A 25,050-nucleotide genomic window follows, 5' to 3' on the forward strand; every position below is an offset into this window, starting at 1 on the left:
CGGAGACGCACATGCAACTCTTTCTCACTATATGAGAAGGCGGTGCGCGCGGAGCGCTGCGCCCTCTAGGCTCAGCGGGAACGGAGGGACACATGGACGAACCCGGAGACCGCGGGGCGAAGGCCCCGCCGCTGCAGACCGTCGACCGGGCGCTGGCGGTGCTGCTGTCGTTCTCGGGACGACGCACGGACTGGGGCGTGACGGACCTCGCGCACGAGTTCGACCTCGACAAGTCCGCGGCCCAACGGCTGCTCAGCACCCTCGCCGCTCGTGGCTTCCTGCACGCCGACCCCGTGACCCGCCGCTACCGGCTCGGCGCCGCGCTCTGGCGGATCGCGTCCACCTGGGAGCGCCGGGGTGGGATGGCGGCCCTCGTCGAGGCCCCGCTGGCGGACCTCGCCGACGAGTCCTCGCGCACCGCCGTGTTCGGCCTCGCCGACGGCGCGTACGTCCGCTGCATCGCGGCGGTCGACGGCGGCACCTCGCCGATGCGGGACCACCCGCTCGTCGGGGAGCTGTATCCCGCCCACGCCGGAGCCACCTCGCGCGCCTACTTCGCCTTCCTGTCCGCCGGGCAGCGCCAGCAGCTCATGTACCACCGCCCGCTGGCGAAGTTCAGCGATCTCACCGCCCTGGACGCCGCGGCGATCGAGGCCGAGATGCTGGAGGTCGCGGAGCAGGGCTGGGCGTATTCCGAGGGCGAGTACGACCTCAACACGCGCGCACTCGCCGCCCCCGTCTTCGTCACCGGCCGGCCGATCGGCTCCGTCAGCATCGGCGAGCACAAGCGGGAGGATCTCGGGGACATCCGCGTGCACCTGGACGCGGTGCTCCGCACGGCCCAGCGCATCAGCCAGCTTCTGTCCCCGCACCTCCCCTCGAAGGGCTCCCCCGCATGAACCTGCTCCTGCTGTCCAACTCCACCAACGCCGGGCGCGCGTACCTCGATCACGCCTGGGACGCCGTGGAGCCCGTGCTGTCGGGGATCGACGAGCTCGTCTTCGTCGGCTACGCCCTGGCCGATCTCGACGCCTACACCGCCAAGGTCCGCGACGCCTTCGCCCCGCACGGCGTGCGCGTCGTCGGGGTCCACGAGGGCACCGACCCCGCCGCGTCGGTCCGCGACGCCGGCGCCGTGCTCGTCGGCGGAGGCAACACCTTCCGCCTGCTCTCGCACGTCAAGCGCACCGGACTCGACCGCGCGCTGCGCGCCCATGCCGCCGCCGGACGGCCGTACCTCAGCGCGAGCGCCGGGACCAACATCGCCGCGCCCTCGATCCGCACCACCAACGACATGCCGATCGTGTTCCCCGAGGGCTTCGACGCGCTGGGCCTCGTCCCGTTCCAGATCAACTGCCACTACCTGGACGCGGACCCGGACTCGACGCACGCCGGCGAGACCCGTGCCCAGCGACTGGCAGAGTACCTGGAGGAGAACGAGCGCCCGGTGGTGGCCCTGCGCGAGGGCACCTGGATCCGCGTCGCCGACGGCCGGGCCGAGATCGGCGGCGCCGCCGTGGCGCCCGATCGCGGGCCCGCGCTGCTGTTCCGCCGTGGCGCGGACCCGGAGGAGGTCTCGGGGGACATCACCCCGCTCCTCTAGCGTCCCGCCCGCAGGCGCGACGCGGACTCGGCTCGCGTTCGCTCAGCCGGAACGCGCGGCGTGCAAGGATGATCGGATGCCGATGATCCGCGGGTTCGCGGCCCTCCAGGACCGCAACTTCCGATGGTTCTTCCTCGCCAGGGCGATCACGCTGATCACCGGGTCGATGTCGTCGATCGCCCTGGCGTTCGCCGTGCTGCAGATCGACAACGACGCCGGGTCGCTCTCGATCGTGCTCGCGGCGTTCACGGTCAGCAACATCGTGTTCGTGCTCTTCGGCGGGGTCGTCGCCGACCGGCTGCCGCGGGCCCTCATCATCCAGGGCTGCTACGTCGTCGACATCCTCACCGTCGGCGCGATGGCCGCGCTCCTGTTCTCCGGCACGGCGACGGTGCCGCTGCTGGCCGTGCTCGCCGCGGTCAACGGCGCGTCCACGGCGTTCGTGCTCCCCGCGATGCAGGGACTCATCCCTCAGCTCACGACGCCGGCGCACCTGCAGCAGGCGAACGCGATGCTGTCGTTCGTCCGGTCCGCGGTGACCATCGGCGGTCCGGTGATCGCGGGGATCCTCGTCGCGACCGCCGGGCCGGCGTGGGCGATGGTGGTGCAGGCCGCCGGCTGGCTCGTCGCCATCCCCGTGCTGGCCCTCGTCCGGCTCCCGCCGCCCGCCCACGCCGGCGGGTCGACCCTCTTCCACGACCTCCGCACGGGATGGAGCGAGTTCCGCCGGCACACCTGGCTGTGGATGGTGGTGCTGGCGTTCATGGTGATCAACGCGATCCACGCCGGCGCCTGGGGCGTGGTGGGGCCCTACATCGCCAAGAACGAGCCGATGCTCGGGATCGCCGGCTGGGGCTGGGTCGTCAGCGCCGAGGGAGTGGGCGTCCTGCTGATGACGCTGATCCTGCTGTGGGCGCCGCTGCGCCGACCGCTGCGCTGGGGGATGATCGGGATCTCCGCGTTCGCCCTCCCCCTCGCCCTGCTCGGGCTGCACCCCGCGGTGGGCCTACTGGTGGTGGCGACGTTCCTCGCGGGAATCGGGAACGAGGTGTTCAGCACCGGCTGGAACCTGGCGATGATGGAGAACATCCCCGCCGACCGGCTCTCACGCGTCTCCAGCTACGACATGCTCGGCAGCTTCGTCGTCATGCCGGTGGGCACGCTGGTCTACGGGTGGCTGATCACCCGTGCCGATCCGGTGACCGTGCTCGTGTGGTCGGCCGTTCTCTACGCGGCGATCGCCCTGGGGACCCTGCTCGTCCCGAGCGTATGGCGAATGGGCCGCCCCGCCGAGGCCCTCGTGAGGTGATCCCCCTCGTCGCGCCGAGACCCCCTTCCCTCGCCGGTACCCCCTCTGCCGTGCGCTAGACAGAGGGGGTCTCGGCGAGCAGAGGGGGTTTCGGGACAAGGCCCCTGGCGTATTCATAGCTCCGAGGACAACACTGGAGCCATGAGCTTCGACGCCCTCGCCCCTCTCGCCGACCGCGCCGCCCTGTTCGTCGCCCTCCGCCAGGACGCCCTCGTCGCCGCGACCGACGCGCTGGGCGAGAACCGCTGGGACGCCGACCTCGCCGCCGGGACCCTGACGTTCACCGCGAACGCGGACCCGTCCCGCCAGCTCGTGACCCGGGCGCACCTGATCGCCACGATCGCGCCCGGTCCGCGCTCGCTGATGTGGGCGTGGGCGCACCCGCAGGGGGACGCCGCAGGTCCGTCCTCGGCCCTGCGCGACTACGGTACGACGCACGGCCTCTCCGCTCTGAGCGGCCCCGAGCTCGCGTTCCCCGCCGACACCGGCGCGGACATCGACGCCTGGATCGACGCGGCCGCCCACGAGGTCGGCGCGGTGGCCGTGGAGATCAGCGGCCGCTCGCCGTACTACTCGGCACCGGTGGGCGGCGGCACGCGCGCGGTGTTCCTCCTCGATGCCCCGATCGCTCCGCTGACGGTGGCGGACGCCGTGATCGCCCTCCCCCGCGTCCTCTCCACGGTCTCCCCCTCGGATCCCCGCACGTCCGTCTGGGATCTGGCGCGACTGGCGGGCTGGAACCTGCAGTGGACGGACGAGGCCTACTCGGGCGCGGTCGTCAGCGACGCGACGGGATCGGCCACGTTCCGCTTCGACGAGCAGGCTCGGATCGCCGGCATCGAGAGCACGCTCGGCGGCGCCGCCGCGCAGAGCCCCGCCTGAGAGGCGGCCCCGGGTCGGATCGCGCCGCAGCCGACCCACATCGCGGACTCCCGGCGCTGGGCGCGACGGCGTGCGCTGGCTAGCATGAGCGCCATGGGCACCCTGGACCTCATCCCCGCGGGACGCACGTTCACCGAGTCGGACATCGTGGTCTACGCCGACCCGGCGCACCGGACCCTGGACCAGGCGATCGCGGACGCCGACCTCCTGGTGAGCTGCCCGCACGCGGGGGCGGCGATCCCCGAGGAGCTCGCCGAGTTCCTCTCCCCCGCGCTGACCCGCCGGCTCCAGTACGACTTCACCGACGTCGCGACCGCCGCGATCGTCCGGCGGTGGGCGTCCGAGGACCCGCGGACCATCGCCGTGATCAACCCCCACCCGCGGCTGGTGCGGGACCCGAACCGCCCGCGGCCGGCCGATCCCGGCGCCGACCTCACGGCGGCGATCGCCCGGACGACGGAGGCGGGGCCCTGGCAGCCCGTCGACCTGACGGGCGTCGACGCGATCCGCCCCGTCACGTTCTCGTTCTTCCCGATCCTGGAGGTCCCCGAGGCCGAGGAGGAGCGTCGGCGTCTGATCGACGCGTTCGTCGAGGTCGCGGAGCGCGGCCTGGGCGTGTACGAGCGGATCCGCGACGAGCTGACCGAGCGGATCGTGTCGCGGCGCCTCACGACCGGCGGCCGGTTCACGCGGCTCTCCTTCCACGACACCATGAACACCACCACCACGCCCGACGGGGCCGTGAACGTGCCCCGCGAGGAGAAGGACCGCCTCCCGCGCGTGGTCGCGCTGTCCAACCGGGGCGACGAGCGCGGCGAGGCGCGCGCGGACCCGTCGGATCCGCCCACGATGGCTCCCGAGCACCTGCGCGCGCTCGCGCAGGCGCATCGGCGCGCATTCCCGGTCGGCAGCCCCGAGGACGTGTCGCTCAACCGGCCGTACCTGGGCAGCCAGGAGATCCGTGCGGCCGGGGCGCGGTTCCGCGAGCTGGCGGCGCCGGCTGCCGCGGCCGGCCTCGCGCTGGACGCCGTGCAGGCGGAGTTCCTCCGCGAGTACCTGCTGGGAGCCGCGGCCACGGAGCTGCTGCATCGTCCGGGCGACGACTGGGTCGAGGAGGACCCCGCGCACGTCGACGCCGTGGCGGACGCGTGCCGTCGCGCCTGGGACCTCTACCGGGAGGGCTGACTCCCACCGGGTCGGCGTCCGGGCGGGTCGACCCCGATCGGCCGGAGAGAACGGGGCTGGCCTCACCCGCCCCAGAGGACCCCGAACAGGGCGCCGAAGCCGATCGTCGTCACCGCCAGCACGAGGGTGGGGACGAAGAACGAGTGGTCCACGAGCTTGGTCCCGAGCTTGGTCGTCCCGGACGTGTCGAAGTTCGCGGCGGCGATCTGGGATCCGTTGGTCGGCAGCAGGTAGATGCCGGCGAACGCGCCGGCCCACATGCCCGACAGCAGCCCGAGCGGGATCCCCGCGGCGAGCCCGATCGGCACGATCGTCCTCGTCGCGGTGGACTGGCTCGTCGTGAGCACGCAGACGAGGAACACACCGAGAGCGAAGATCCACGGCGCGGCGCTGACGAGGCCGCCCACGCCGTTCGCGATGAGCGCCGTGTGGGCGCCGAGGAAGGTGTCGGTCAGCCACGCGAGGCCGAACAGCGCGATCGCCGACACCATGCCCGCCTTGAAGACGGTGACCGTGGGGATCTCGGCGACCTTGGGCCGGGAGACGAGGAGGATCACGGTCCCGACCACGAACATCACGATCTCGATGATCGGGGTCATGCTCACCGGTCCGCCGTCGGCGTCCAGCGGTCGGAACTGCTTGAACAGGCCGAAGAAGACGATCACGGCGACGCCGAGCAGGAAGATGATCGCCGCGTTTCTCCCGGCGGCCGTGACCGTGACGTCCGCCTTCACCTCGTCCGCGCCCTGTCGCGGCGGCGCGAGCTCGCCGCGGGCGATCCGCGCCTGCACGTCGGGGTCGTCCGCCAGTTCCTTGCCGAGCCGGTTGACCACGAGCCCCGACACCACGATGCCGACCACCGCGGCGGGGATCGTGACCTTGAGGATGTCGACGAGCTCGAAGTTCCACGGGGCGGTGTCCGTGAGGGTCACCATCGCCGCCATCGCAGCGGACACCGGACTGCAGGCCAGCGCGACGCCGGTCGCCACCACGGACAGCGACAGGGGGCGGGACGGGCGGATCCCGTTGCGGTACGAGAGGTCCTGGATCACCGGGAGCAGCGGGTAGAGGATGTTCGAGGTCCCGGCGCCGACCGAGAAGAGGAACGACACCAGCGGCGCGACGAGCGTGATCTGACGGGGGCTGCGCGCGATGAGCTTCGCCGCCACCGACACCATCCAGTCGATGCCTCCCGCGGACTGCATCATGGAGGCGGCCAGCACGACGGAGAGCACGATCAGCAGCGCGTCCACCGGCGGAGAGCCCGGCGGCACCCGGAAGACGAAGACGAGGATCGCGACTCCCGCCCCTCCCCAGAGACCGAGGCCCACGCCGCTGGAGCGCGTCCCCATCACGATGCAGCCGAGGACCACCAGCAGCTCGGCGACGAACAGGGCGATCTCCATGAGGGCTCCTCAGCGTCCGCGGATGGGGCCAGCATATTGGTCACGGCGACAGCGCCACCAGGAGCGCGCGCGACGGTTGCGTGCGACGGGATCAGCGTCCGAGGCGCTGGCGGGCGGTGTTGCGCCCGGCGGTGACCTTCGTGTGCCGGGTCGCGGCCGCCAGCCCGAACGCGGGCATGTCCACGTACACCGTCTCCAGATCGGCGACCGGCACCTGGTACGTCTCGTGCCACACGCCCACGCTCCCCGAGCCCGCCGCCGTGCGCATGAACTCCCGCCAGGCGGCGAGGTGCGGCGCATCCCGATCCGCCGCGAAGCGCTGGAGGTGCTCCGGGCTCTCCCAGTACGACACGAGGATCGTCGTCCGCCCCAGCCACTGATGCCCGCCGAGCATCCCCGCTTCGGGGCGAACGGCCAGGTGACGCAGCATGGGCCCCATCCGGCTCGCCGTGCGCAGCACCCTCGGAAGATCCCACCATCGGTTCGCCCGCATCCCGATGAGGAAGACCGTGATGTCCTCACGGTCCGGCGCGGCGGTGAACCGGCCGGTGTGCACCTGCGTCATTCCCGACTCCTTCCGTAACGTTGTTATAAAACGACGTTACGATACGATGGACCTCATGGCAAGACCATCCACACACGACGCCGCGCTGCGGGGCCGTCTCCTGGAGGAGGCCGCGGAGCTCGTCGACAAGGAGGGACCGGAACGCGTGTCGCTCCGGGAGATCGCCCGCGCCGCCGGAACGTCGACCTCCGCGGTGTACGCACTGTTCGGGGGGAAGACCGAGCTGCTCGCCGCCGTGGTCGAGGACGCGTTCGCCTCGTTCGGCCGCGCCCAGGAGGAGGCGGAGCCGGAGGGCCTGCGCGCGCTCGGGCTCGCCTATCGCGCGTGGGCCCTGCGGCACCCGGCGCGCTACCGCCTCATGTTCGGCGGCGCCCTCGCCGCCGCGCACGAGGGCGTCGACCCCGCGGTCTCCCTCGGCGCGCTCCTCCCCCTCGCGCGTACGCTCCTCGGCACCGCGACCCCGTCCCCGGAGGCCGACCTCCGCGCGACGATCGCCGTGTGGGCGCAGGTCCACGGAGCCGTGAGCCTGGAGCTCGCCGGGATCACCCCGCACCACGTCTCCCCCGACCCGGTCTACGAGGCGGTCCTCGACGGGATCGCCGCCGCCCACCCCGGTCGCTGACGCATCGCACGAGGCCGTTCGCAGAACGGGACGGGTTCCCTGATCACGCCGCGTGTGCCACGCTGGGCGGATGAGGAAATGGGTCGTGCGCATCGCCTCCCTGTACGTCTTCACCGTCGTCGTCCTGCTGGTGATCGGGTGGCTCATGCCCACCGTCTCGGTCGGATGGCACGCGTTGTGGGCCGGAGTCGTGCTCACCGCCGCCGCCCTCGCGGTCAAGCCGCTGCTGACCCGTGTGTTCCGCAACGCCGCGGCGCGATCCTCCCGCACGCGCTCCCGCGCCGGGGAGAAGGCCGTGCAGTACGCCCTCGTCTTCGCGGTGGAGCTGGTCGTCTGGATCCTCACCGTCTGGTTCAGCGGTGTGCACGTGCGCGGGTGGTTCTGGGGCTATGTCCTCCCGCCGCTGATCCTGCTCATCGCCTGGGTCGTGTACGACGCCATCGACGACCGCGTCGAGGCGAAGGCGGGCGAGCTGTACGACGCCGCGGGCGCACGCCTGGGCCGCGGAGGGATGTCAGGCCCCCAGGCGAACGCACCGGCGCAGGCCCCGCCGTCGGCCGCCGACCACGCCGCACGGACGCAGGGTCGCGCGGAGCTCGACGACGGACTCACCCCCGAGCAGCGACGGATGCTCGACGAGCTCGGCTGATCTGCGCGCGGGCAGCGCTCCGAAAGCCCTTCGACGGGCTCAGAGACCATCGAAGCCGGTCACTGAGCCCGTCGAAGCGATGTCCGCGCCGCCACGTGATCCGCGCGCGACGGCGCCGGCTCACGCGTCGAGCGTGCGCTCCGCCGCCTCCACCACGTTCGTCATCAGCAGCGCCACGGTCATCGGACCGACGCCGCCCGGGTTCGGCGAGATCCAGCCCGCCACCTCCGCGACGTCGGGGGCGACATCCCCGAACACCCGGTCCTTCCCCGTCTCCGGGTCCCGTTCGCGGGTGACGCCCACGTCGAGCACGGCCGCTCCGGGCTTGACGTCCTCGGCCCGGATCAGATGCTTGACGCCCGCGGCGGCCACGATGACGTCGGCCTCGCGCAGGTAGCGCGGCATGTCGACCGTGCCGGTGTGCGTGAGCGTGACCGTCGCGTTGAGCTCGCGCCGGGTGAGCAGCAGCCCGATCGAACGCCCGATCGTGACCCCGCGCCCGACGACGACGACGTGCTTGCCCTTCAGGTCATAGTCGTTGCGCAACAGCAGCTCGATCACGCCCCGCGGCGTGCACGGGAGCGGCGTGTGGATCGGGCCGTTGACGTTCAGCACGAGCCGTCCGAGGTTGGTCGGGTGCAGTCCGTCGGCGTCCTTCTCCGGATCGATCCGCTCCAGGATCGCGTCGGTGTCCAGGTGCCTCGGCAGCGGCAGCTGCACGATGTACCCGTGGCACGCCGGGTCCGCGTTGAGCTCGTCGATCAGCGCCTCGACCTCGGCCTGGGTCGCGTCCGCGGGAAGCTCCCGCTGGATCGAGTTCATCCCGACCGCCTCGGACTGGCGGTGCTTCATGCCGACGTAGAGCTGGGACGCGGGGTCGGCGCCGACGAGGACCGTCGCGATCCCCGGGGTGACGCCCTTCGCCTTCAGCGCGGCGACGCGCTCGGTCAGCTCGGCCTTGATGGCGGCGGACGCCGCCTTGCCGTCGAGGACCCTCGCGGTCACTGCTGCAGGTCCGGGTAGAGCGGGAAGGCCGATGCCAGCGCGTCGACACGGGCTCGCAGCACATCCAGGTCGGCACCGGGCTGCAGAGCCCGGGCGATGACATCGGCGACCTCGGTGAACTCGGCGTCGCCGAAACCGCGGGTGGCGAGCGCCGGGGTGCCGATGCGCAGGCCCGACGTGACCATCGGCGGACGCGGGTCGTTCGGCACGGCGTTGCGGTTGACGGTGATGTGGATCTCGTGGAGCAGGTCCTCGGCCTGCTTGCCGTCGATCTCGGCATCGCGCAGGTCGACGAGCACGAGGTGCACGTCCGTGCCGCCCGAGCGCACGGAGATGCCGGCGTCCTTCACGTCCTGCTGCGAGAGGCGGTCGGCGATGATCGCCGCACCGCGCAGCACGCGCTCCTGGCGCTCCTTGAACTCCGGGGTGCCGGCGATCTTGAACGCGGTCGCCTTGGCGGCGATCACGTGCATGAGCGGGCCGCCCTGCTGGCCGGGGAAGACGGCCGAGTTGATCTTCTTCGCGATGTCGGCGTCGTTGGTGAGGATGAATCCCGAGCGGGGACCGCCGATCGTCTTGTGCACGGTCGACGAGACGACGTGGGCGTGCGGCACCGGGTTCGGGTGCAGGCCGGCGGCGACGAGACCGGCGAAGTGCGCCATGTCGACCCAGAGGAGGGCCCCGACCTCGTCGGCGATCGCGCGGAACGCGGCGAAGTCGAGGGTGCGGGGGTAGGCCGACCAACCGGCGATGATGACCTTCGGCTTGTGCTCGATGGCGAGGCGCCGCACCTCGTCCATGTCGATGGTCGAGGTCTCGGGGTTCACGCCGTAGGCGATGATGTCGTACAGCCGGCCCGAGAAGTTGATCTTCATGCCGTGGGTCAGGTGGCCGCCCTGGTCGAGCGAGAGGCCGAGCAGGGTGTCGCCGGGGCGGGCGATGGCGTGCAGCACGGCTGCGTTCGCGGTGGCGCCCGAGTGCGGCTGGACGTTGGCGAACTCGGCGCCGAACAGTGCCTTGGCACGGGCGATCGCGAGCTCCTCGGCGACGTCGACCTCCTCGCAGCCGCCGTAGTAGCGACGGCCCGGATAGCCCTCGGCGTACTTGTTGGTCAGCACCGAGCCCTGCGACTGCAGCACCGAGACGGGCACGAAGTTCTCGGACGCGATCATCTCGAGGAAGGTCTGCTGACGCTTCAGCTCGCGGTCCAGGACCTCGGCGATCTCGGGATCGACCTCGGAAAGGCGGGCGTTGAAGGACGAGTCGGTCATGGCGTTCTCCTTTGATGACGGATCGGTCGGTTGGTGAGCGCCCGCGGGAGCGGACGTGTCGGAACACCTCATCGGCCCAGGCGCGCGGTCGAATCCGTAACGGTCGCTCCCCGGTGGTGCCCCACCCAGACGCCAGTCGCGACGCTCACGAGCATAGCGGAACGCCCCGAGTCCGCCGCCCGTCTGCCCACACCGTGCGGACGGAGGCGCCCCCTCCCCCGATCTGCACATGTTGCTCCGATCTGCACACCAACCGGCGCGCAACCATGTGCAAATCGGGACTCGATGTGCAGATCGGGCGTCGGCCACTCGCCGGTCGCCGCCCTGTCCGATCGAGAGCGCCACCTGCTTCGCGGCTCCCCGGGAAGGGTCATCGCTCGGACGCGCCCGGTACCTTCCTCAATGCCTCGATGAGGCGTGCGAGCGTGTCGACCGCGAGGGACATCGCGTCGTCCGTCTCCGTCGTCGCGGCGAAGGTGATGGCTCCCAGCGTCAAGGAGGGCAGAAGGTCGGAGACCGCCGTGCTCCCCAACCCCGCCCGCTCGAGGATCGTCTGCAGGAGCGGCGCGATCCGCGCCATGCCGCGGAGCATGGCCGGGCGCGTGAGCGGATCCATCGACGCAAGCAGCATCGGCTCGATCCGCCGTTCCACGAGGAACTCCGGCGCGGGCGGGGAGTACCACGCCGTGATCAATAGCCGCGCGGTCTCGCGGGGATCGTCGATGCGGTCCGGGAGCCCCGCCACGACCTCCGCCGCCGTCCGGTAGCGCTCCTCCTCCGCGAACTCGACCGCTGCGAGGTACAGCTCCGACTGCGTCCGGTAGATGTGGTTGGCCGATCCGACCGGGATCCCTGCCGCGGTCGCCACCCGGCGATGCGTGACGGCACCGGGCCCCTCCGTGCGCAACAGGGTGCCGGCCGCCTCCGCCATGGCCTGCCGGCGTTCGTCGAAGGTTCGGGTGTCGCGGGGCATCGGATTCTCCTCGGATCGGGGGAAGAAGGGGAGAGAGTCGGCACCGGAAGGCTACCATCTTTCAGTATATACTCAGGTATATACGTCAGTATCGGTGTTGTTCGCGAAACCCGCGGCCGTCCCACCCGATCTGAGGACTCTCCGATGCCCCTTGCTCCGAAGGCCCTGATCACCGCCGTCTCCGCGGCGGCGATCTCCGCCCTCGGTCTGGGCATCGCCGCGCCGTCCCCCACGGCGGAGGACACTCCTCGGCTCAGCGGCCAGAACGGGGCGGAGTCCCCCAGCCCCGCCCCGTTCATCGGACAGTGCACGATCGGCGAGCTCCCCAGCCCGGACAACCGCAATCGCCCCGTCGTGGACAACAACGTCGCCGTGTACGCGGGTTCCGACCTGATCCTGACGGGCAACCGGGCCGAGGTCGAGGGACTCGTCGTCGTCGGTCGGGACCTGCACGTGGCGCCCGACCGCGCCCGCCGGATCGATCTCGGCGTCGTCGGGGTCGGATCCCACGTCACCCCCGGCGGCGGGCACCCCGCCCTCGCCGTCGGGGGTGACCTCAGCGTCACCACGCGCAGCACCCTCGGCGTCGCCGGCGGCCCCGTTCGGGTCGGGGGCGCCCTGAGCCCCGCGTTCCCGAGCTCCGCCTACGACTTCCGCTCCGGCGTCCAGGACGAGATGGGATCCGCCGCGACCGCCGCCTGGGCCTCCTACGGCGATCTGCTGCGCCGCACCTCCGCGGATTACGCGCAGCTGCCGACGACGGGAAAGGTCATGCACGGCGTGAACTTCGAGGGCACCGGCGCCGCCCGCGAGGTGTTCGCCCTGAACGCGGATCAGTTGCCGGACGAGATCGAGTTCACCGGGATCGCCGACGACGCGACGGTCATCGTGAACGTCCACGGCGCCACGGCGAACTGGGCTCCCTACCAGTTCAGTGAGGACGGCGCCCGGGTGGACGTCGTCGGCCAGGGCGTCAGCGGCTTCGGCCGCGTCGCGCAGCGCACGATCTGGAACTTCGTCGACGCCACCCAGGTGACCCTCGGCGGCAGCTCGGAGATCCTCGGGAGCATCCTGGTCCCCGGCGTCGGCGCGGACCACTCCCGCCCCACCGTCGATGTCACGGCCAGCACCAACGGGCGCCTGCTCACCAACGGCACTCTGCGCCTCGCCGGAGAGGGCGCCGAGCACCACAACTATCCGTTCGTCGAGGAGCCGTTCGAGTGCAACCCCGATCCGGAGCCGCCCGTCGATCCGGAGCCGCCGACAGCCCCGGATCCGGCGACCTCCACCGTACTGACGCTGCGCAAGGACGTGATCACGCGAGCCGACGCCGCCGACCAGTTCCGTCTCACGATCGCCCCCGCGCACGACGCGGAGCGTCCCGTCGCCGAAGCGACGACCACCGGCGACCGTCCGGGGAGGCAGCAGGCGGAGGCGGGCGCCGTCCCGGTCGCTCCCGGCGAGGAGTACACCCTGTCCGAGGCGGGCACCGGCTCCCGCGGCCTCGACGCCTATGACGCGACCTGGCTCTGCCGGGACGAGGACACCGGCGAGACGCTGGCGGAGGGCGACGGATCGGCCTTCACGCTGACGATCCCGACGCAGCAGCCGGGCGCCGACCGCGCCCTCGAGTGCGTGTTCACGAACTCGCCGCGTCCCGACGTGGCCGTCACAAAGAGGGCGACTCCCGACAGCGGCACGGCCGTGGTGCCCGGACAGCGCGTGGAGTACACGCTGCACTTCCAGAACCCCGCCGGTGTGCCCGTCGACGTGGACCACACCGACCTGCTCTCGGACGTCCTCGACGACGCGATCCTGGGGCCCGACCCGATCCGCGCGGACGCCCCGCTCGTCGCGGAGCTCGATCGGGACCGCCTCCGCGTCTCCGGCAGGCTCCCCGCCGCGGCGAGCGCCGACGTGCACTACAGCGTGACGGTGAAGGACGCCGACGCTCTCGGCGACCGAGTGCTGCGCAATCTCGTCATTCGGACCGGGACGGAGACGCCGGACTGCGAGGACGCCGTCGCCTGCACCGAGAACCCGGTGGAGGTCCCGGCGTGGACCGTGTCCAAGACGGCCGATCCGGTCGCCGGCGGCGAGGTCTTCCCCGGCGACGCCGTCGACTACACGGTGACGGCCACGGGTGTGCACGGAATCGTCCCCGACGCGCGTCTCACCGACGACCTGTCGGACGTGCTGGCGTCGGCCGATTTCGTCGCCGGATCCGCGACCCTCACGATCGGCGACGCCGCGCCGCTCCGGGTCGCGGACCCCGCGGACGGCGTGCTCGCCACCGCCGCGTTCCCCGTGTCGGCCGGTCAGGAGGCCGTGCTCCGCTACCGCGTGATCGTGCACGAGGACGCCTGGGCCCGGACGCTGCGCAACGTCGCCTGGGGGCACAGCACCACCCCGCCCGACACCTGCACCCGCGAGGCGCCCTGCGAGACCATCCACCACACGCCGGCCCGTGCGCCGGAGCTTCCGCAGACCGGCGGCACCGGAACCGCAGCGTTCACGGTGACGGGCCTGGTGCTCCTGGCGGTGCTGGCCGGGATCATCCTGGCCCGCCGCGCGGACCGACACCGCGGCTGAACGCCGCCCCTCAAGCCCGCCCGGGCGCAGATGCGCCCGGGCGTACCACCACCGCACACGCCCGACGAAAGCGAGATCCCATGACCACCCCGTTCCGCCGACGAGCCGCCGCCGTCGCGGCGGCCGTGCTCGGCCTCACGCTCGGCAGCGCCGCGCTGGCGCCCGCCGCCCACGCCGCGCACGTCGTCGACATCGACCGCGACGCGACCGCCACGCTGAACATCCACAAGTTCGTCCAGCCCGAGCAGTCCGGCGCCCGTGCGGACGGCCGCCCGCACGACACCTCCGGCCTCACTCCGCTCGCCGGCGTCGACTTCACCGTGCAGAGGGTCTCCGGCATCGACCTCACCACGAACGAGGGCTGGCAGGACGCCGCCGCGCTCACCCCGGATGAGGCCGCCGCACGCGCGGAGCAGCCGGGCATCGTGAAGACCACCGACGCCGCCGGTGACGCGATCTTCTCCGGGCTTGCGCTCGGGCTGTACCTCGTCTCCGAGACCAGTGCCCCGGCCGGCGTGACGATGGGCAAGCCGTTCCTGGTGACGCTGCCGCTGACGGATCCGGAGAACCGCGATTCGTGGATGTACGACGTGCATGTCTACCCGAAGAACGCCGTCACCGGCGGTGAGAAGACCGTGCGCGACTCCGAGGCGGTCGTGGCCGGCGACGACGTCGTCTTCACGATCCTCGGCGACATCCCGAACGTCGACGTCATCGACGGCTACCGGATCGCCGACACGCTCGACCCGCGTCTGGACCACGTCCGCACCGAGGTCACGCTGACCAACGACGCGCCGCTGCGCGAGCGCATCCACTACACCGTCTCCTTCACGGAGGACACGAACACCGTGGTGATCGAGTTCACCGAGACCGGGCGCATGGTCATCGCGGCCTCCGCCGGCTCCGCCCAGGTCCAGGCCGTCATCACGACCCGCGCGAACAGCACCGGCGTGATCGCCAACGAGGCCGTCATCTACCCGAACGAGGCCTCGTTCGACATCGAGCCCGGCGAGCCCGGCGGCCCGGTCGTCACCCCGCCGGTCGAGACCAAATGGGGCGCGCTCGTCATCGAGAAGGTGGACGCGGACAACACCGCCACGATGCTGGAGGGCGCCGTCTTCCAGGTGTTCCTTTCCGAGGCGGACGCCCGCTCGGGGAACAACCCGCTGGAGATCGACGGGCAGACCGAGTTCACCACCGGCGCCGACGGACGCGCGGTCATCCGCGGCCTGCGCTACTCCGACTTCGCCGACGGTCGTCAGCTCCAGCCCGGCGACGCAGACTGGCGCTCCTACTGGATCGCCGAGACTCAGGCCCCGAAGGGATACGAGCTGCTGGCCGAGCCGGTGAAGGTCGATGTCACCAGCGACGACCCGGAGCGCATCACCGTGACCGTGGAGAACGTCCCACACAATGGCGGGTTCCTGCTCCCGCAGACCGGTCTCGCCGGCACCGCAGGCGTGCTCGGCGCCGGAGCCGTGCTCCTCGGCGCCGTGATCGTGCTCGCCGTGATCCGCCGTCGCGCGACCCGCGAGGCCTGATGCCCGGCCGACGGTTCCGCGACGTCCTCCCTCCGCCGCGGAACCGTCGACCGCGTTCTGTTCTCCTCTCCGCGACACCGACCCGAAGGATCCCGTATGCCCACCGCCCGTGCGCGCCGCTTCTCGGCGATCAACCTGCTGATCCTGCTCGGCGGGCTCGCAGCGACGGGCCTGCTGCTGTATCCGACGGCCGCCGACTGGTTCTCCGGTCTCCAGCACGCCCACGCCAACGCGCAGTACACCGAGCACCTCGCGGCCGCGCCCGATGAGAGCCGTGCCTCCCTGCTCGCCGACGCGGACGCCTACAACGCCGCGCTCCCCACCGGGCGCGTGCGTGATCCCTACAGCACCGCGAGCACCGCGCCGGGGCTGGATCCCGCCGAGTACTTCCGGCAGCTCGATGTCGGGGCCGCGGGCGTGGTCGCGCGGGTCCGCTACGAACGCCTGGGCGTCGATCTTCCCGTCTCCCTCGGCACGGATCAGGACGTGCTGCGCAAGGGCGTCGGACATCTCTTCGGCAGCAGTCTCCCGGTCGGCGGAGCGGGGACGCACAGCGTGCTGACCGCGCACTCCGGGGCGCCGTACGCGGCCCTGTTCGACCCGATCCACGCTGCCCGGGTCGGGGACATCATCACCGTCGACGTCGCGGGGCGCCACCTTCAGTACCGCGTCACGGGGACCCAGACGGTCCGGCCCGACGACACCCGCTCGCTCCGCGTGGAGGACGGGCAGGACCTCCTGACGCTGCTCACCTGCACGCCGATCGGCGTGGGTTCGCATCGCCTCCTCGTGCACGCGGAACGCATCGTCGCGGCCGAGCCCACCCGGACGTCCTCCGGGACGGTGCCCGCCGGATCGGAGCCCCGCCCGTGGGAGACGCTGATCGGCGCGTGGTGGATCCCCGCCTTCCTCGCTGCGGGAGCGATCCTCTGGGCGCTCGTCCCGCCGCTGCTCCGGCGGCGGCCCCGTACGGGCGACGGTCCGGCCTCAGCGGCCGGACGGTGACGCGACCGGGGCCGGACGACGCTTCGGTGCAGGACATCGATGCTCGCTTCCGCGGGCCTGCCCGGGGTAGGTTTTGTTCATGGTCTTGCCTGATCCGCTGCCCCTGGTCCCCTACCCGTCCGTCGTCCAGCGAGGAGAAGGCGTCGTGGCCTTCGATCCCGCCCGCATCACCGGTGATGCCGCGGCGGCGGAAATGCTGCGCGCTGAACTGCGTGCGTACACCGACCTCGCCCCTGGCCGCGGCGAGATCGCCGGCGATGTCGTCCTCGCGATCGACCCCGCGGTGTCGTCGCCGGAGGGTTACGTCCTGTCGGTGACCGACGGCGTCCGAGTCATCGGACACGACGCCGCGGGCCTGTTCTACGGGACGCGCACCCTGCTCCAGCTGCTGCAGGAGACAGGTGAGGGCTGGGTCGTCCCGGTCGTCGAGATCGAGGACGCCCCGCGCTTCGGCTACCGCGGCGTGATGCTGGACGTCGCCCGCCACTTCTTCGGCGTCGAGGACGTCGAGCGCTACATCGACAGGGCCGTCGCCCTGAAGTACAACGCGCTGCATCTGCACCTCACCGACGATCAGGGCTGGCGCATTCACATCGACTCCTGGCCGCTGCTGACCGAGCGGGCGGCCTCGACGTCGGCGGGCGGGGACCCGGGCGGCTTCTACACGAAGGACGACTACCGCCGGATCGTCGAGTACGCCGCGGCACGGCACATGATCGTCGTGCCGGAGATCGACCTGCCCGGACACACGCACGCGATCGGCGTCGCCTATCCTGAGCTCGTCGAGGCCCCCGTGATGAACGACGGCCTGCTCGCCGACTCGGAGCGGCTCGGCCAGCCCCTGCCCGTCGCGGGCGAGCCGTACCTCGGCTGGGGAGTCGGGCACTCCTCGGTCCGCATCCGCGAGGAGCGGACCTACGGCTTCGTGCGCGACGTCCTCACGGAGCTCGCCGAGATCACTCCCGGCCCGTATCTGCACATCGGCGGAGACGAGTCCCTCGGCACCTCCGCGGAGGACTTCGCGTACTTCGTCGAGCGGGCCACCACCCTCGTCGTGGAGACCGGGAAGACCCCGGTCGCCTGGCACGAGGTCGGTGCCGCCGACGGCATCGCCGAGGGCACGGTCGGTCAGTACTGGGGGAACACCACTCCGCGCGGGACGCATGCGGAGGAGGCGGCGCACTTCGTCGAGCGCGGCGGCGCGCTGATCATGTCGCCGTCCAACGTGACCTATCTCGACATGAAGTACACCCCCGACTTCCCCCTCGGACTCGACTGGGCCGGACTCATCGACCTGCGGACGGCCTACTCGTGGGAGCCCACCGCGATCGTCCCGGGCATCCCCGACACCGGTGTCCTCGGGGTGGAGGCGCCGCTGTGGACCGAGACGGTGCGGACCATCGAGGACGCGGACCGACTGGTCTTCCCGCGCGTCTCCGCGATCGCGGAGATCGCCTGGTCGGCCTCGGACGGGACCGAGCGGACGTGGGAGTCGTTCCGCGACCGTGTGGCCGGGCTGGCCGCCGGCTGGGCCGCGAGCGGGATCGGATACCACGCGACGGAGGAGATCGAATGGCCGGCGGCGTGACCGAGAGCTCGATCGCCGGCTCGCTCGTCGTCCACGGGGCCCGACTGGTCTCGGGCGGGTCGATCACCGAGGACGCCTGGGTCCGGTTCGACGACGGACGGGTCACGGCGCTCGGCGCCGGCACGGACTGGACACCCGCGGACCGGGTCGTCGACGCCGCCGAGACGGCGGGACCGGGCGCCCTCCTCGTCCCGGGCTTCGTCGACATCCACGGCCACGGCGGCGGCGGCGCGGCGTTCGACGACGGCGCCGACGCCATCCGCACCGCACGCGCCGTCCATCGCGCTCACGGGACCACCCGCGCGGTCGTCTCCCTCGTCACCGCCACGCTCGACGAGCTCGCCGAACGCGCCGCGGCGATCGCGGACCTGATGGAGGAGGAGCCGGATCTGCTCGGATCCCACCTCGAGGGGCCGTTCCTGGACCCGGGGCACAAGGGTGCGCACTCCCCGGACCTGCTGCGCGAGCCCGAGGCCGCCGACGTCGAACGTCTGCTGGCAGCCGGGCGCGGCACGATCCGTCAGGTCACGATCGCCCCCGAGCTTCCGGGAGGACTCGAGGCGATCCGCCGCATCGTCGCCGGCGGCGCCGCCGCTGCCGTCGGCCACACCGATGCCGACGACGACACCATGCGGGCGGCGTTCGACGCGGGTGCCACGATCCTGACCCACGCCTTCAACGCCATGCGCCCGGTCCACCACCGCGAGCCCGGTCCCGTGCTGACGGCGGCAGCCGATCCGCGCGTGGTCCTCGAGGCGATCGCGGACAACATCCACCTGCACCCGCATGTCATCAAGCTCGTGTTCGACGAGGCGCCCGGACGGGTCGCCCTCGTGACCGACGCCATGGCTGCGGCCGGTTCCGCGGACGGGGACTACATGCTCGGTGCCCTGCATGTGACCGTGCGGGACGGCGTGGCTCGCGTCGACAGCGGCTCGATCGCCGGCTCCACCCTCACTCAGGACGTCGCGCTGCGACGCGCGGTCGAGGCGGGCGTGCCGCTGACGGAGGCCATCCGCGCCCTGACCGAGACGCCGGCCCGTGCGATTGGCGTCGGTCACGCGCTCGGTGCGCTCGCGCCGGGCCTCACCGCCGACGCCGTCCTCCTGACGTCCGATCTCGACGTCGCGCGGGTGTGGACCGGCGGTCCGATCGCGCGCGGATGATCCGGCTCCGCGGAGGAGGGAGCGGGGAGGTCGCCGCCCCCAGTGCGGCGACCTCCTTCTCCCCCTGTGCAGAGAAGGGGGCTCGGGAACTCCTCCCCCGAGGCTCCCGAGCCCGCCTGACCGGCGGATTTCCCCGCCGCCGGCTGCCGTGCGTCTCCGCCCCCCGGTGGGGACGCAGGCTGTCTCTGACCAATGAGATGCGCGTTCCTCGGATTCATTACGCGGGTTCTGAGATTTTTCTCCACGAGTTTTTCGAGCACCCGGGGCACCCTCGACGGGACCGCAGGAAATCCGCACCGTGCACTGGCCCTTCTCAGGCTGAGGGTGAAGAATGGGGAGTCCGCGTGATGGAACGAGGGTTCGCGTGTCTCTTCCTGTGAGAGCGCACCCATCCGACGTGAGAAACACTCCATGACCGACCAGAACCACACTCCTCCGGCCCGCCCCGAGGGCGCCGACGCGCCCAGCGACGCGGACCTCATCCTCCGTACCCGCTCGGGCGACGCCGACGCCTACGCGGAGCTGTGGCGACGCCACCACCGATCCGGGATCGCGGTCGCCCATTCGATCACGTCGGCCTTCGACGCCGACGACCTGGTCCAGGAGTCCTTCGCCCGCATCTTCCAGACCATCCGCAAGGGCGGAGGCCCCACGGGGTCCTTCCGCGCCTACCTGTTCACCAGCATCCGCAACACCGCGGCGAACTGGGGGCGTGCCAAGCGGGAGTCGGCGATCGACGAGCTCGACCGGGTCCCCGATCCGAGCACCACGGACCAGGCCGCCAGTGATGCGCTCGACCGCAGCCTCACCGCTCAGGCGTTCCGCAGCCTTCCCACCCGCTGGCAGGAAGTGCTCTGGTACTCCGAGATCGAGCAGATGAAGCCCGCGGAGATCGCTCCGCTGCTGGGCATGTCCGCCGGCGCGACCTCGCAGCTCGCGTTCCGCGCCCGCGAGGGCCTGCGCGAGGCCTGGATCCAGGCGCACCTGCGCTCGGCGGAGCCGGGCTCGGCCTGCGAGTGGACGATCGAGCGCCTCGGTGCGTACTCGCGCGGCAACCTGGGCACACGGGATCGCCGCAAGCTGGAGCTCCACCTCGACGAATGCGCGCGCTGCATGATCGTCGCCGCCGAAGCGAAGGACGTCTCGCACCGGCTCGCGCTCGTCCTCCTGCCGCTCGTGCTCGGCGTATCCGGTGCCGGGGCGTACCTCGCGACGCTGCAGAACGGCTCCGCCCCGCTGACCGCTCTTGCGGCCATGCCGTCCGGCGTCGTCGAAGGCGCAGTCGTGGCCGGCTCGACCGCAGTCGGCGCCGCTGCCAGCGGAAGCGGCGCGGGTGCCGGAGGAGCTGGGGGCGCCGGTGGAACGGGCGGTGGCGCCGGAGGAGCCGGAGGAGCCGGCGGCGGTGCTGGTGGAGCCGGAGGAGCCGGCGGAACGGGCGGTGGCGCCGGAGGAGCCGGCGGCGGTGCTGGTGGAGCCGGTTCCGGCGGCGGCGTGGTCTCCGGGCTCGGCGCGCTGGTCGGCGTGGGCTCGGCGGCACTCGTAGTGGCCGGAGCCATCGTGGCCTCGGCGGTCGTTCCGGCGCTGGTGGCCGATCCCAGCTCCACGTCCCAGCCCTCTGCCGGTCAGCAGGGGTCGGCCGGAATCGTGGCCGAGGTCGGTCCCGACGACCCCTCCGCCACGAACACGAAGTCGATCGTGGTGGAGCCGACGCCGTCTCCGGACCGGCCGCACGATCGGATCCGCCCGACGGACCCACCCTTCCTGCGCCCGACGCTACCGCTCCCCGTCCCGACCGGACCGACCCCCGCGCCCAATCCGGCGCCTCCGGTGCCACAGCCCTCCGAACCACCGGTGGACCCGTCGCCCGAACCCACCGAGCCCGAGCCGACGCCTGAGCCGACGCCGACGCCGACGCCTGAGCCCACGCCGACCCCGACGCCGACGCCCACACCCACGCCGACCCCTGAGCCGACGCCCACACCCACGCCGACGCCCACGCCTGAGCCGACGCCGACGCCGACGCCTGAGCCCACGCCGACCCCTGAGCCGACTCCGACGCCGGAGCCCACGCCCACGCCGACCCCGACGCCTGAGCCGACTCCGACACCAACGCCCACACCCACGGTGGACCCGCAGCCGACGCCCGAGCCGACGCCCACCCCGACACCGACGCCCGATCCGGGCCTTCCCGACGGCTCACCGACCATCGTGTCCGCGTCGGTCGCCCTGGACCTCGACATCGTGACGCACATCACCGTGACGGTGTCCGGCGCCCCGGGCGCGACAGTGCAGCCGTACATCGACGGCCGCACCGCGGGGACCTCTTCGACCGTGCTCGGCGAGGACGGCACCGGATCCGTCGCGCTGCGTCCCAGCCTCCTCCAGCTTCTGGTCAACGCTCAGGTGGATCTCCGGTACACCCACGGTGAGGAGCAGGGACCGCCGACCGTGACGACCCTGTCGCGGCTGCTCGCCCTCGCCGGATGGGGAGGAGCCGAGCCGACCACGCCGCCGACGGAGGAGACCGGCCCGGGCTCCGAGGGACAGACGACGGACGAGCCCCCGCTTCCCGCGCCGGATCCGGCATCGTCGGACCCGGTGGAGGACACCGTCCCGCCGGCCGCACCGGCCGAGGACACCGTGCCGGTGGATCCGCCCGCTCTCATCGCCCCGGACCCCGAGCCCGCGGCTCCCGTCGAGGAGCCCGAGGTCGCGGAGCCGGCCCCGGCGGTGCCCGCGGACGACCCGCCGGAGGACGCCGAGACGCCGGCGCTCACCGGCGAGCCGGCGCCCGCAGGATCCGTGGAGACACCCGCGACGCTCTCGGCGCTGCCCGCGGCCGTGCGCACCACGGACCCGTGACGCAGAGCTCATCCCCGTTACCCCGCGGCCGCGTCTGCGGCCGATCCGTCCGGCGGTAGGATGGAGACCATGTCCGCCACACCGTCGACCGCGCCCGCTGCGGGCATGACGGCCCGCGTCACCCCTCTCGACATCGTCCGCGTGGTGATCCTCCTCGTCGCCGTGGGGTCGCTGGTCCTCTGGGGTCTCGTGGCGTGGTCCCTGCCCTGGAACATCGTGGCGGCGATCGGTGCCCCCGCGGTCGTCGTCCTGGTGTGGGCGCTGTTCCTGTCGCCGCGCCCGGTGCTGGCGGTGCACCCGTTCCTCCGTGCCGCTGTCGAGCTCGCGGTCTACGCGGGCGTCACGATCGCCTGGTGGTCTCTGGGGCAGACGTGGATCGGTCTCGGCTTCGGCGTGGTCGCCGTCGCCGCGGGCCTCGTCGCCGGTCGACGCGCGCTGGACTGAGCGCATGGGCGTCGAGGGGTCCTCGGGCGCGGACGCCGTGGTGGCGCGGCTGCGCGCACGACTGGGCGAGCGCGTGGATCTGAGCCCCGCGAGCCTCGAGGCCGCCCGCGCCGATCGCTCGGGACACTCCTCCCCCGGCGCGCCCCTGGCCGTCGTGCACGCGGAGTCCGTGGCGGACGTCCAGGAGACGCTGCGGATCGCCCACGAGACCGGCACCCCCGTGGTGACGCGCGGCGCCGGGACGGGGCTCGCGGGCGCCGCCGGGGCGGGACCCGGCGAGATCTCGCTGTCGACCCTCCGGATGAACCGGATCCTGGAGATCCGCCCGGACGATCTGCTGGCCGTCGTCGAGCCGGGGGTCCTCGGCGGCGACCTCGGACGTGCCCTGGCTCCCCACGGCCTGTGGTGGGCGCCGGACCCCGCGAGCCGTGAGATCTCGACCGTCGGCGGGAACATCGCCACGGGGGCCGGCGGCCTCCTGTGCGCCAAGTACGGCGTCGTCCGGGACGCCGTCCTCGCGATCGACCTGGTCCTCGCCGACGGCCGGCTGCTGCACCTCGGCCACCGCAGCGTGAAGGGCGTCACCGGCCTCGACCTCACCTCTCTCGTGATCGGCTCCGAGGGTGTGCTCGGCGTCGTCGTCGGCGCGACCCTCAAGCTGCGGCGGACGGTGCCCGGCTCGCCCTGCACCGTCGCGGCGACCTTCGCCGACGTCCGCGCCGGGGCCGTCGCCTCCGCCGCCGTCACGGCCTCGGGCGTCCAGCCCGCCATCATGGAGCTGATGGACGCCGCCAGTCTCGTCGCCGTCCACCGCCTGCTGGGTCTGGACGACCCCGCCCCCGGCACGGCGCAGCTCACCATCCAGACCGACGGCCCGGCCGCCGCGGACGAGGCGGGCCGGATCGCCGATGTCCTTCGCGACGCGGGCGGGACCGTCTCGGTCTCGCACGATCCCGAGGAGGGCGAACGCCTCCTCGCGATCCGCCGCTCCATGCACCCGGCCATGGCGGCCCTCGGCACGACCCTCATCGAGGACGTCTCGGTGCCGCGCAGCGCCCTCGCGGCCATGTTCGACGAGATCGCCCGCATCGAACGCGCCTACGACCTCACGATCCCCACGGTCGTTCACGCCGGCGACGGCAACCTGCACCCGAACTTCATCTTCGACGGCCCCGAGGTTCCGCCGCGGATCTGGCAGGCGGCGGACGAGCTGTTCCGCGCCGCGATCCGCCTGGGCGGGACCCTGACGGGCGAGCACGGGATCGGCACGCTCAAGAGCAGATGGCTCGCCGACGAGCTCGGCGAGGACCAGTGGGAGATCCAGCGCCGGATCGCCCGCGTGTTCGATCCGGCCGGGATCCTCAATCCGGGCAAGGTCTTCGCCGCACGAGGAGGAACGAATGCCTGACATCCACGTGAGCGCGGCGGTGGTGACCGACGGAGCCGGCCGCGCGCTGGTGGTGCGCAAGAACGGCACCGAGCGGTTCATGCAGCCCGGCGGCAAGCCGGAGCCGGGCGAGACCGCGGCGCAGACCCTGGCGCGCGAGCTGGACGAGGAGCTGGGTCTCCGGGTCTCCCTCGACGAGCTGCGCCCGCTCGGGGTCTTCGTCTCCGCCGCGGCGAACGAGCCGGGTCACCGCGTGGTCGCGACGGCGTTCGCCCTGCGCGCGGAGGAGACGCAGGTCACCGTCCAGGCGGAGCTCGCGGAGCTGCGCTGGATCACTCCCGACGAGGCGTCTGCCCTCCCCCTCGCCCCGCTCAGCGAGGAGCACCTGCTCCCCCTCGCCTGGTCCTGACGCCTTCCGGCGTTTCGTCTCGTCGCTGCGCTCCCCACCGGTCGTTGAGCGAGCGCAGCGAGACGAAACGCCCCAGCCCCGGGTCACGACGTTTCGTCTCGTCGCTGCCCCTCGCTCAACGACCGGAAAGGGTGTTGTCGGTCGTTGAGCGAGCGAAGCGAGACGAAACGAAGCAGGGTCGGGTCGCCACGTTTCGTCTCGTCGCTGCGCTCCTCGCTCAACGACCAGCAGGGGGCGACCGGGAGCCGAGCGGAGCGATGGCCTCGTCCGACGCGCCGGCATCGGGCCTGGCGGGAGCCGACCGAAGGACGGCGGGGGACCGCGCGACGGACGAGGCCATCGCGCAGCGGACCGACCCCACACCGCGGACCCGGGTCACCACGTTTCGTCTCGTCGCTGCGCTCCTCGCTCAACGACCGGAGGGAGACCGGAAGGAGTGTCGACCGGGAGCCGAGCGGAGCGATGGCCTCGTCCGACGCGCTGGCATCGGGCCTGGCGGGAGCCGACCGAAGGACGGCGGGGGACTGCGCGACGGACGAGGCCATCGCGCAGCGGCCGCACCCCGGGTGAGCGCGTTTCGACTCGT

The 25,050-nt window shown here is 72.3% G+C and carries 21 protein-coding genes and 1 riboswitch; of the genes, 16 read left to right on the forward strand and 5 right to left on the reverse strand.

The window, feature by feature from the left end; all coding sequences use genetic code 11:
• Positions 1-92: 92 nt before the first annotated feature.
• The 5 genes from K8F61_RS08710 to K8F61_RS08730 all read left to right on the forward strand — a co-directional run bounded on the left by K8F61_RS08710 (position 93) and on the right by K8F61_RS08730 (position 4,979).
• The gene (locus K8F61_RS08710) at positions 93-899 is read left to right on the forward strand and encodes an IclR family transcriptional regulator (RefSeq protein ID WP_231821363.1); all 807 of its coding nucleotides are present in this window, start codon (positions 93-95) and stop codon (positions 897-899) included.
• Positions 896-1,603: a dipeptidase PepE gene (pepE, locus tag K8F61_RS08715; protein WP_231821364.1), complete on the forward strand. Its 708-nt coding sequence runs from the start codon at positions 896-898 to the stop codon at positions 1,601-1,603. The genes K8F61_RS08710 and pepE overlap by 4 nt, the downstream gene beginning before the upstream one ends.
• A 76-nt stretch (positions 1,604-1,679) precedes the next feature.
• Positions 1,680-2,912, forward strand: coding sequence for an MFS transporter (locus tag K8F61_RS08720; RefSeq protein ID WP_231821365.1), 1,233 nt, complete (start codon positions 1,680-1,682; stop codon positions 2,910-2,912).
• A gap of 141 nt (positions 2,913-3,053) precedes the next feature.
• Positions 3,054-3,794: a DUF6882 domain-containing protein gene (locus K8F61_RS08725; RefSeq protein ID WP_231821366.1), complete on the forward strand. Its 741-nt coding sequence runs from the start codon at positions 3,054-3,056 to the stop codon at positions 3,792-3,794.
• Between the two features lie 93 nt (positions 3,795-3,887).
• Positions 3,888-4,979 (forward strand): N-formylglutamate amidohydrolase, encoded by a 1,092-nt coding sequence (locus tag K8F61_RS08730; protein ID WP_231821367.1) that lies wholly within the window; start codon positions 3,888-3,890, stop codon positions 4,977-4,979.
• Between the two features lie 62 nt (positions 4,980-5,041).
• Here K8F61_RS08730 and K8F61_RS08735 read toward each other — a convergent pair whose 3' ends face one another.
• Both K8F61_RS08735 and K8F61_RS08740 read right to left on the reverse strand, forming a co-directional pair.
• Positions 5,042-6,385: an anaerobic C4-dicarboxylate transporter gene (locus K8F61_RS08735; RefSeq protein WP_231821368.1), complete on the reverse strand. Its 1,344-nt coding sequence runs from the start codon at positions 6,383-6,385 to the stop codon at positions 5,042-5,044.
• Between the two features lie 91 nt (positions 6,386-6,476).
• The gene (locus K8F61_RS08740; protein ID WP_231821369.1) at positions 6,477-6,950 is read right to left on the reverse strand and encodes a DUF4188 domain-containing protein; all 474 of its coding nucleotides are present in this window, start codon (positions 6,948-6,950) and stop codon (positions 6,477-6,479) included.
• A gap of 55 nt (positions 6,951-7,005) precedes the next feature.
• Between K8F61_RS08740 and K8F61_RS08745 the strand changes: the two genes are divergently transcribed.
• A complete protein-coding gene (locus tag K8F61_RS08745; RefSeq protein ID WP_231821370.1) occupies positions 7,006-7,572 on the forward strand; it encodes a TetR/AcrR family transcriptional regulator in 567 nt (188 codons plus the stop codon).
• An 85-nt stretch (positions 7,573-7,657) separates the two neighbouring features.
• Positions 7,658-8,221, forward strand: coding sequence for a hypothetical protein (locus tag K8F61_RS08750; RefSeq protein ID WP_231821371.1), 564 nt, complete (start codon positions 7,658-7,660; stop codon positions 8,219-8,221).
• Between the two features lie 120 nt (positions 8,222-8,341).
• Here K8F61_RS08750 and K8F61_RS08755 read toward each other — a convergent pair whose 3' ends face one another.
• From K8F61_RS08755 to K8F61_RS08765, 3 genes are all read right to left on the reverse strand, one after another.
• Entirely contained in the window at positions 8,342-9,226 is an 885-nt protein-coding gene (locus tag K8F61_RS08755) for a bifunctional methylenetetrahydrofolate dehydrogenase/methenyltetrahydrofolate cyclohydrolase (RefSeq protein WP_231821372.1), read from the reverse strand.
• Positions 9,223-10,497 carry a serine hydroxymethyltransferase gene (gene glyA / locus K8F61_RS08760; protein ID WP_231821373.1) on the reverse strand — a complete coding sequence of 425 codons (1,275 nt, stop codon included), beginning with the start codon at positions 10,495-10,497 and terminating at the stop codon, positions 9,223-9,225. Before glyA ends, K8F61_RS08755 begins: the two co-directional genes overlap by 4 nt.
• Before the next feature lie 67 nt (positions 10,498-10,564).
• Positions 10,565-10,647, reverse strand: a riboswitch (ZMP/ZTP riboswitch).
• Between the two features lie 220 nt (positions 10,648-10,867).
• Positions 10,868-11,470 carry a TetR/AcrR family transcriptional regulator gene (locus K8F61_RS08765; protein ID WP_231821374.1) on the reverse strand — a complete coding sequence of 201 codons (603 nt, stop codon included), beginning with the start codon at positions 11,468-11,470 and terminating at the stop codon, positions 10,868-10,870.
• Positions 11,471-11,614: 144 nt separating this feature from the next.
• On the opposite strand from K8F61_RS08765, the gene K8F61_RS08770 reads away from it, so the two are divergent.
• From K8F61_RS08770 to K8F61_RS08815, 9 genes are all read left to right on the forward strand, one after another.
• Positions 11,615-14,062, forward strand: coding sequence for a DUF7927 domain-containing protein (locus tag K8F61_RS08770; RefSeq protein WP_231821375.1), 2,448 nt, complete (start codon positions 11,615-11,617; stop codon positions 14,060-14,062).
• Between the two features lie 80 nt (positions 14,063-14,142).
• Positions 14,143-15,603 (forward strand): SpaH/EbpB family LPXTG-anchored major pilin, encoded by a 1,461-nt coding sequence (locus tag K8F61_RS08775; RefSeq protein ID WP_231821376.1) that lies wholly within the window; start codon positions 14,143-14,145, stop codon positions 15,601-15,603.
• Positions 15,604-15,699: 96 nt separating this feature from the next.
• Positions 15,700-16,608 carry a class C sortase gene (locus K8F61_RS08780; RefSeq protein WP_231821377.1) on the forward strand — a complete coding sequence of 303 codons (909 nt, stop codon included), beginning with the start codon at positions 15,700-15,702 and terminating at the stop codon, positions 16,606-16,608.
• A gap of 79 nt (positions 16,609-16,687) precedes the next feature.
• Positions 16,688-18,196 (forward strand): beta-N-acetylhexosaminidase, encoded by a 1,509-nt coding sequence (locus tag K8F61_RS08785; protein WP_231821378.1) that lies wholly within the window; start codon positions 16,688-16,690, stop codon positions 18,194-18,196.
• Positions 18,181-19,362, forward strand: a complete 1,182-nt coding sequence (nagA, locus tag K8F61_RS08790; RefSeq protein ID WP_231821379.1) for an N-acetylglucosamine-6-phosphate deacetylase — start codon at positions 18,181-18,183, stop codon at positions 19,360-19,362. The genes K8F61_RS08785 and nagA overlap by 16 nt, the downstream gene beginning before the upstream one ends.
• Positions 19,363-19,773: 411 nt before the next feature.
• Positions 19,774-22,224, forward strand: a complete 2,451-nt coding sequence (locus K8F61_RS19035; RefSeq protein ID WP_269456635.1) for a sigma-70 family RNA polymerase sigma factor — start codon at positions 19,774-19,776, stop codon at positions 22,222-22,224.
• A gap of 69 nt (positions 22,225-22,293) precedes the next feature.
• On the forward strand, positions 22,294-22,668 hold the full coding sequence (locus tag K8F61_RS08805; protein ID WP_231821380.1) for a YrdB family protein: 375 nt from the start codon (positions 22,294-22,296) through the stop codon (positions 22,666-22,668).
• 4 nt (positions 22,669-22,672) lie between these two features.
• Positions 22,673-24,076 (forward strand): FAD-binding oxidoreductase, encoded by a 1,404-nt coding sequence (locus K8F61_RS08810; protein ID WP_231821381.1) that lies wholly within the window; start codon positions 22,673-22,675, stop codon positions 24,074-24,076.
• Positions 24,069-24,464, forward strand: a complete 396-nt coding sequence (locus tag K8F61_RS08815; protein ID WP_067248960.1) for an NUDIX hydrolase — start codon at positions 24,069-24,071, stop codon at positions 24,462-24,464. Before K8F61_RS08810 ends, K8F61_RS08815 begins: the two co-directional genes overlap by 8 nt.
• Positions 24,465-25,050 lie beyond the last annotated feature (586 nt).

Origin of the sequence: Microbacterium resistens (genome assembly GCF_021172025.1) — a bacterium.
Lineage (GTDB): Bacteria > Actinomycetota > Actinomycetes > Actinomycetales > Microbacteriaceae > Microbacterium > Microbacterium resistens.

Coding starts and splice junctions, on each gene's coding strand:
- K8F61_RS08710 (WP_231821363.1), top strand. CDS start 93: ATGGACGAACCCGGAGACCGCGGGGCGAAGGCCCCGCCGCTGCAGACC.
- pepE (WP_231821364.1), top strand. CDS start 896: ATGAACCTGCTCCTGCTGTCCAACTCCACCAACGCCGGGCGCGCGTAC.
- K8F61_RS08720 (WP_231821365.1), top strand. CDS start 1,680: ATGCCGATGATCCGCGGGTTCGCGGCCCTCCAGGACCGCAACTTCCGA.
- K8F61_RS08725 (WP_231821366.1), top strand. CDS start 3,054: ATGAGCTTCGACGCCCTCGCCCCTCTCGCCGACCGCGCCGCCCTGTTC.
- K8F61_RS08730 (WP_231821367.1), top strand. CDS start 3,888: ATGGGCACCCTGGACCTCATCCCCGCGGGACGCACGTTCACCGAGTCG.
- K8F61_RS08735 (WP_231821368.1), bottom strand. CDS start 6,385: ATGGAGATCGCCCTGTTCGTCGCCGAGCTGCTGGTGGTCCTCGGCTGC.
- K8F61_RS08740 (WP_231821369.1), bottom strand. CDS start 6,950: ATGACGCAGGTGCACACCGGCCGGTTCACCGCCGCGCCGGACCGTGAG.
- K8F61_RS08745 (WP_231821370.1), top strand. CDS start 7,006: ATGGCAAGACCATCCACACACGACGCCGCGCTGCGGGGCCGTCTCCTG.
- glyA (WP_231821373.1), bottom strand. CDS start 10,497: ATGACCGACTCGTCCTTCAACGCCCGCCTTTCCGAGGTCGATCCCGAG.
- K8F61_RS08765 (WP_231821374.1), bottom strand. CDS start 11,470: ATGCCCCGCGACACCCGAACCTTCGACGAACGCCGGCAGGCCATGGCG.
- K8F61_RS08770 (WP_231821375.1), top strand. CDS start 11,615: ATGCCCCTTGCTCCGAAGGCCCTGATCACCGCCGTCTCCGCGGCGGCG.
- K8F61_RS08775 (WP_231821376.1), top strand. CDS start 14,143: ATGACCACCCCGTTCCGCCGACGAGCCGCCGCCGTCGCGGCGGCCGTG.
- K8F61_RS08780 (WP_231821377.1), top strand. CDS start 15,700: ATGCCCACCGCCCGTGCGCGCCGCTTCTCGGCGATCAACCTGCTGATC.
- K8F61_RS08785 (WP_231821378.1), top strand. CDS start 16,688: ATGGTCTTGCCTGATCCGCTGCCCCTGGTCCCCTACCCGTCCGTCGTC.
- nagA (WP_231821379.1), top strand. CDS start 18,181: ATGGCCGGCGGCGTGACCGAGAGCTCGATCGCCGGCTCGCTCGTCGTC.
- K8F61_RS19035 (WP_269456635.1), top strand. CDS start 19,774: ATGACCGACCAGAACCACACTCCTCCGGCCCGCCCCGAGGGCGCCGAC.
- K8F61_RS08805 (WP_231821380.1), top strand. CDS start 22,294: ATGTCCGCCACACCGTCGACCGCGCCCGCTGCGGGCATGACGGCCCGC.
- K8F61_RS08810 (WP_231821381.1), top strand. CDS start 22,673: ATGGGCGTCGAGGGGTCCTCGGGCGCGGACGCCGTGGTGGCGCGGCTG.
- K8F61_RS08815 (WP_067248960.1), top strand. CDS start 24,069: ATGCCTGACATCCACGTGAGCGCGGCGGTGGTGACCGACGGAGCCGGC.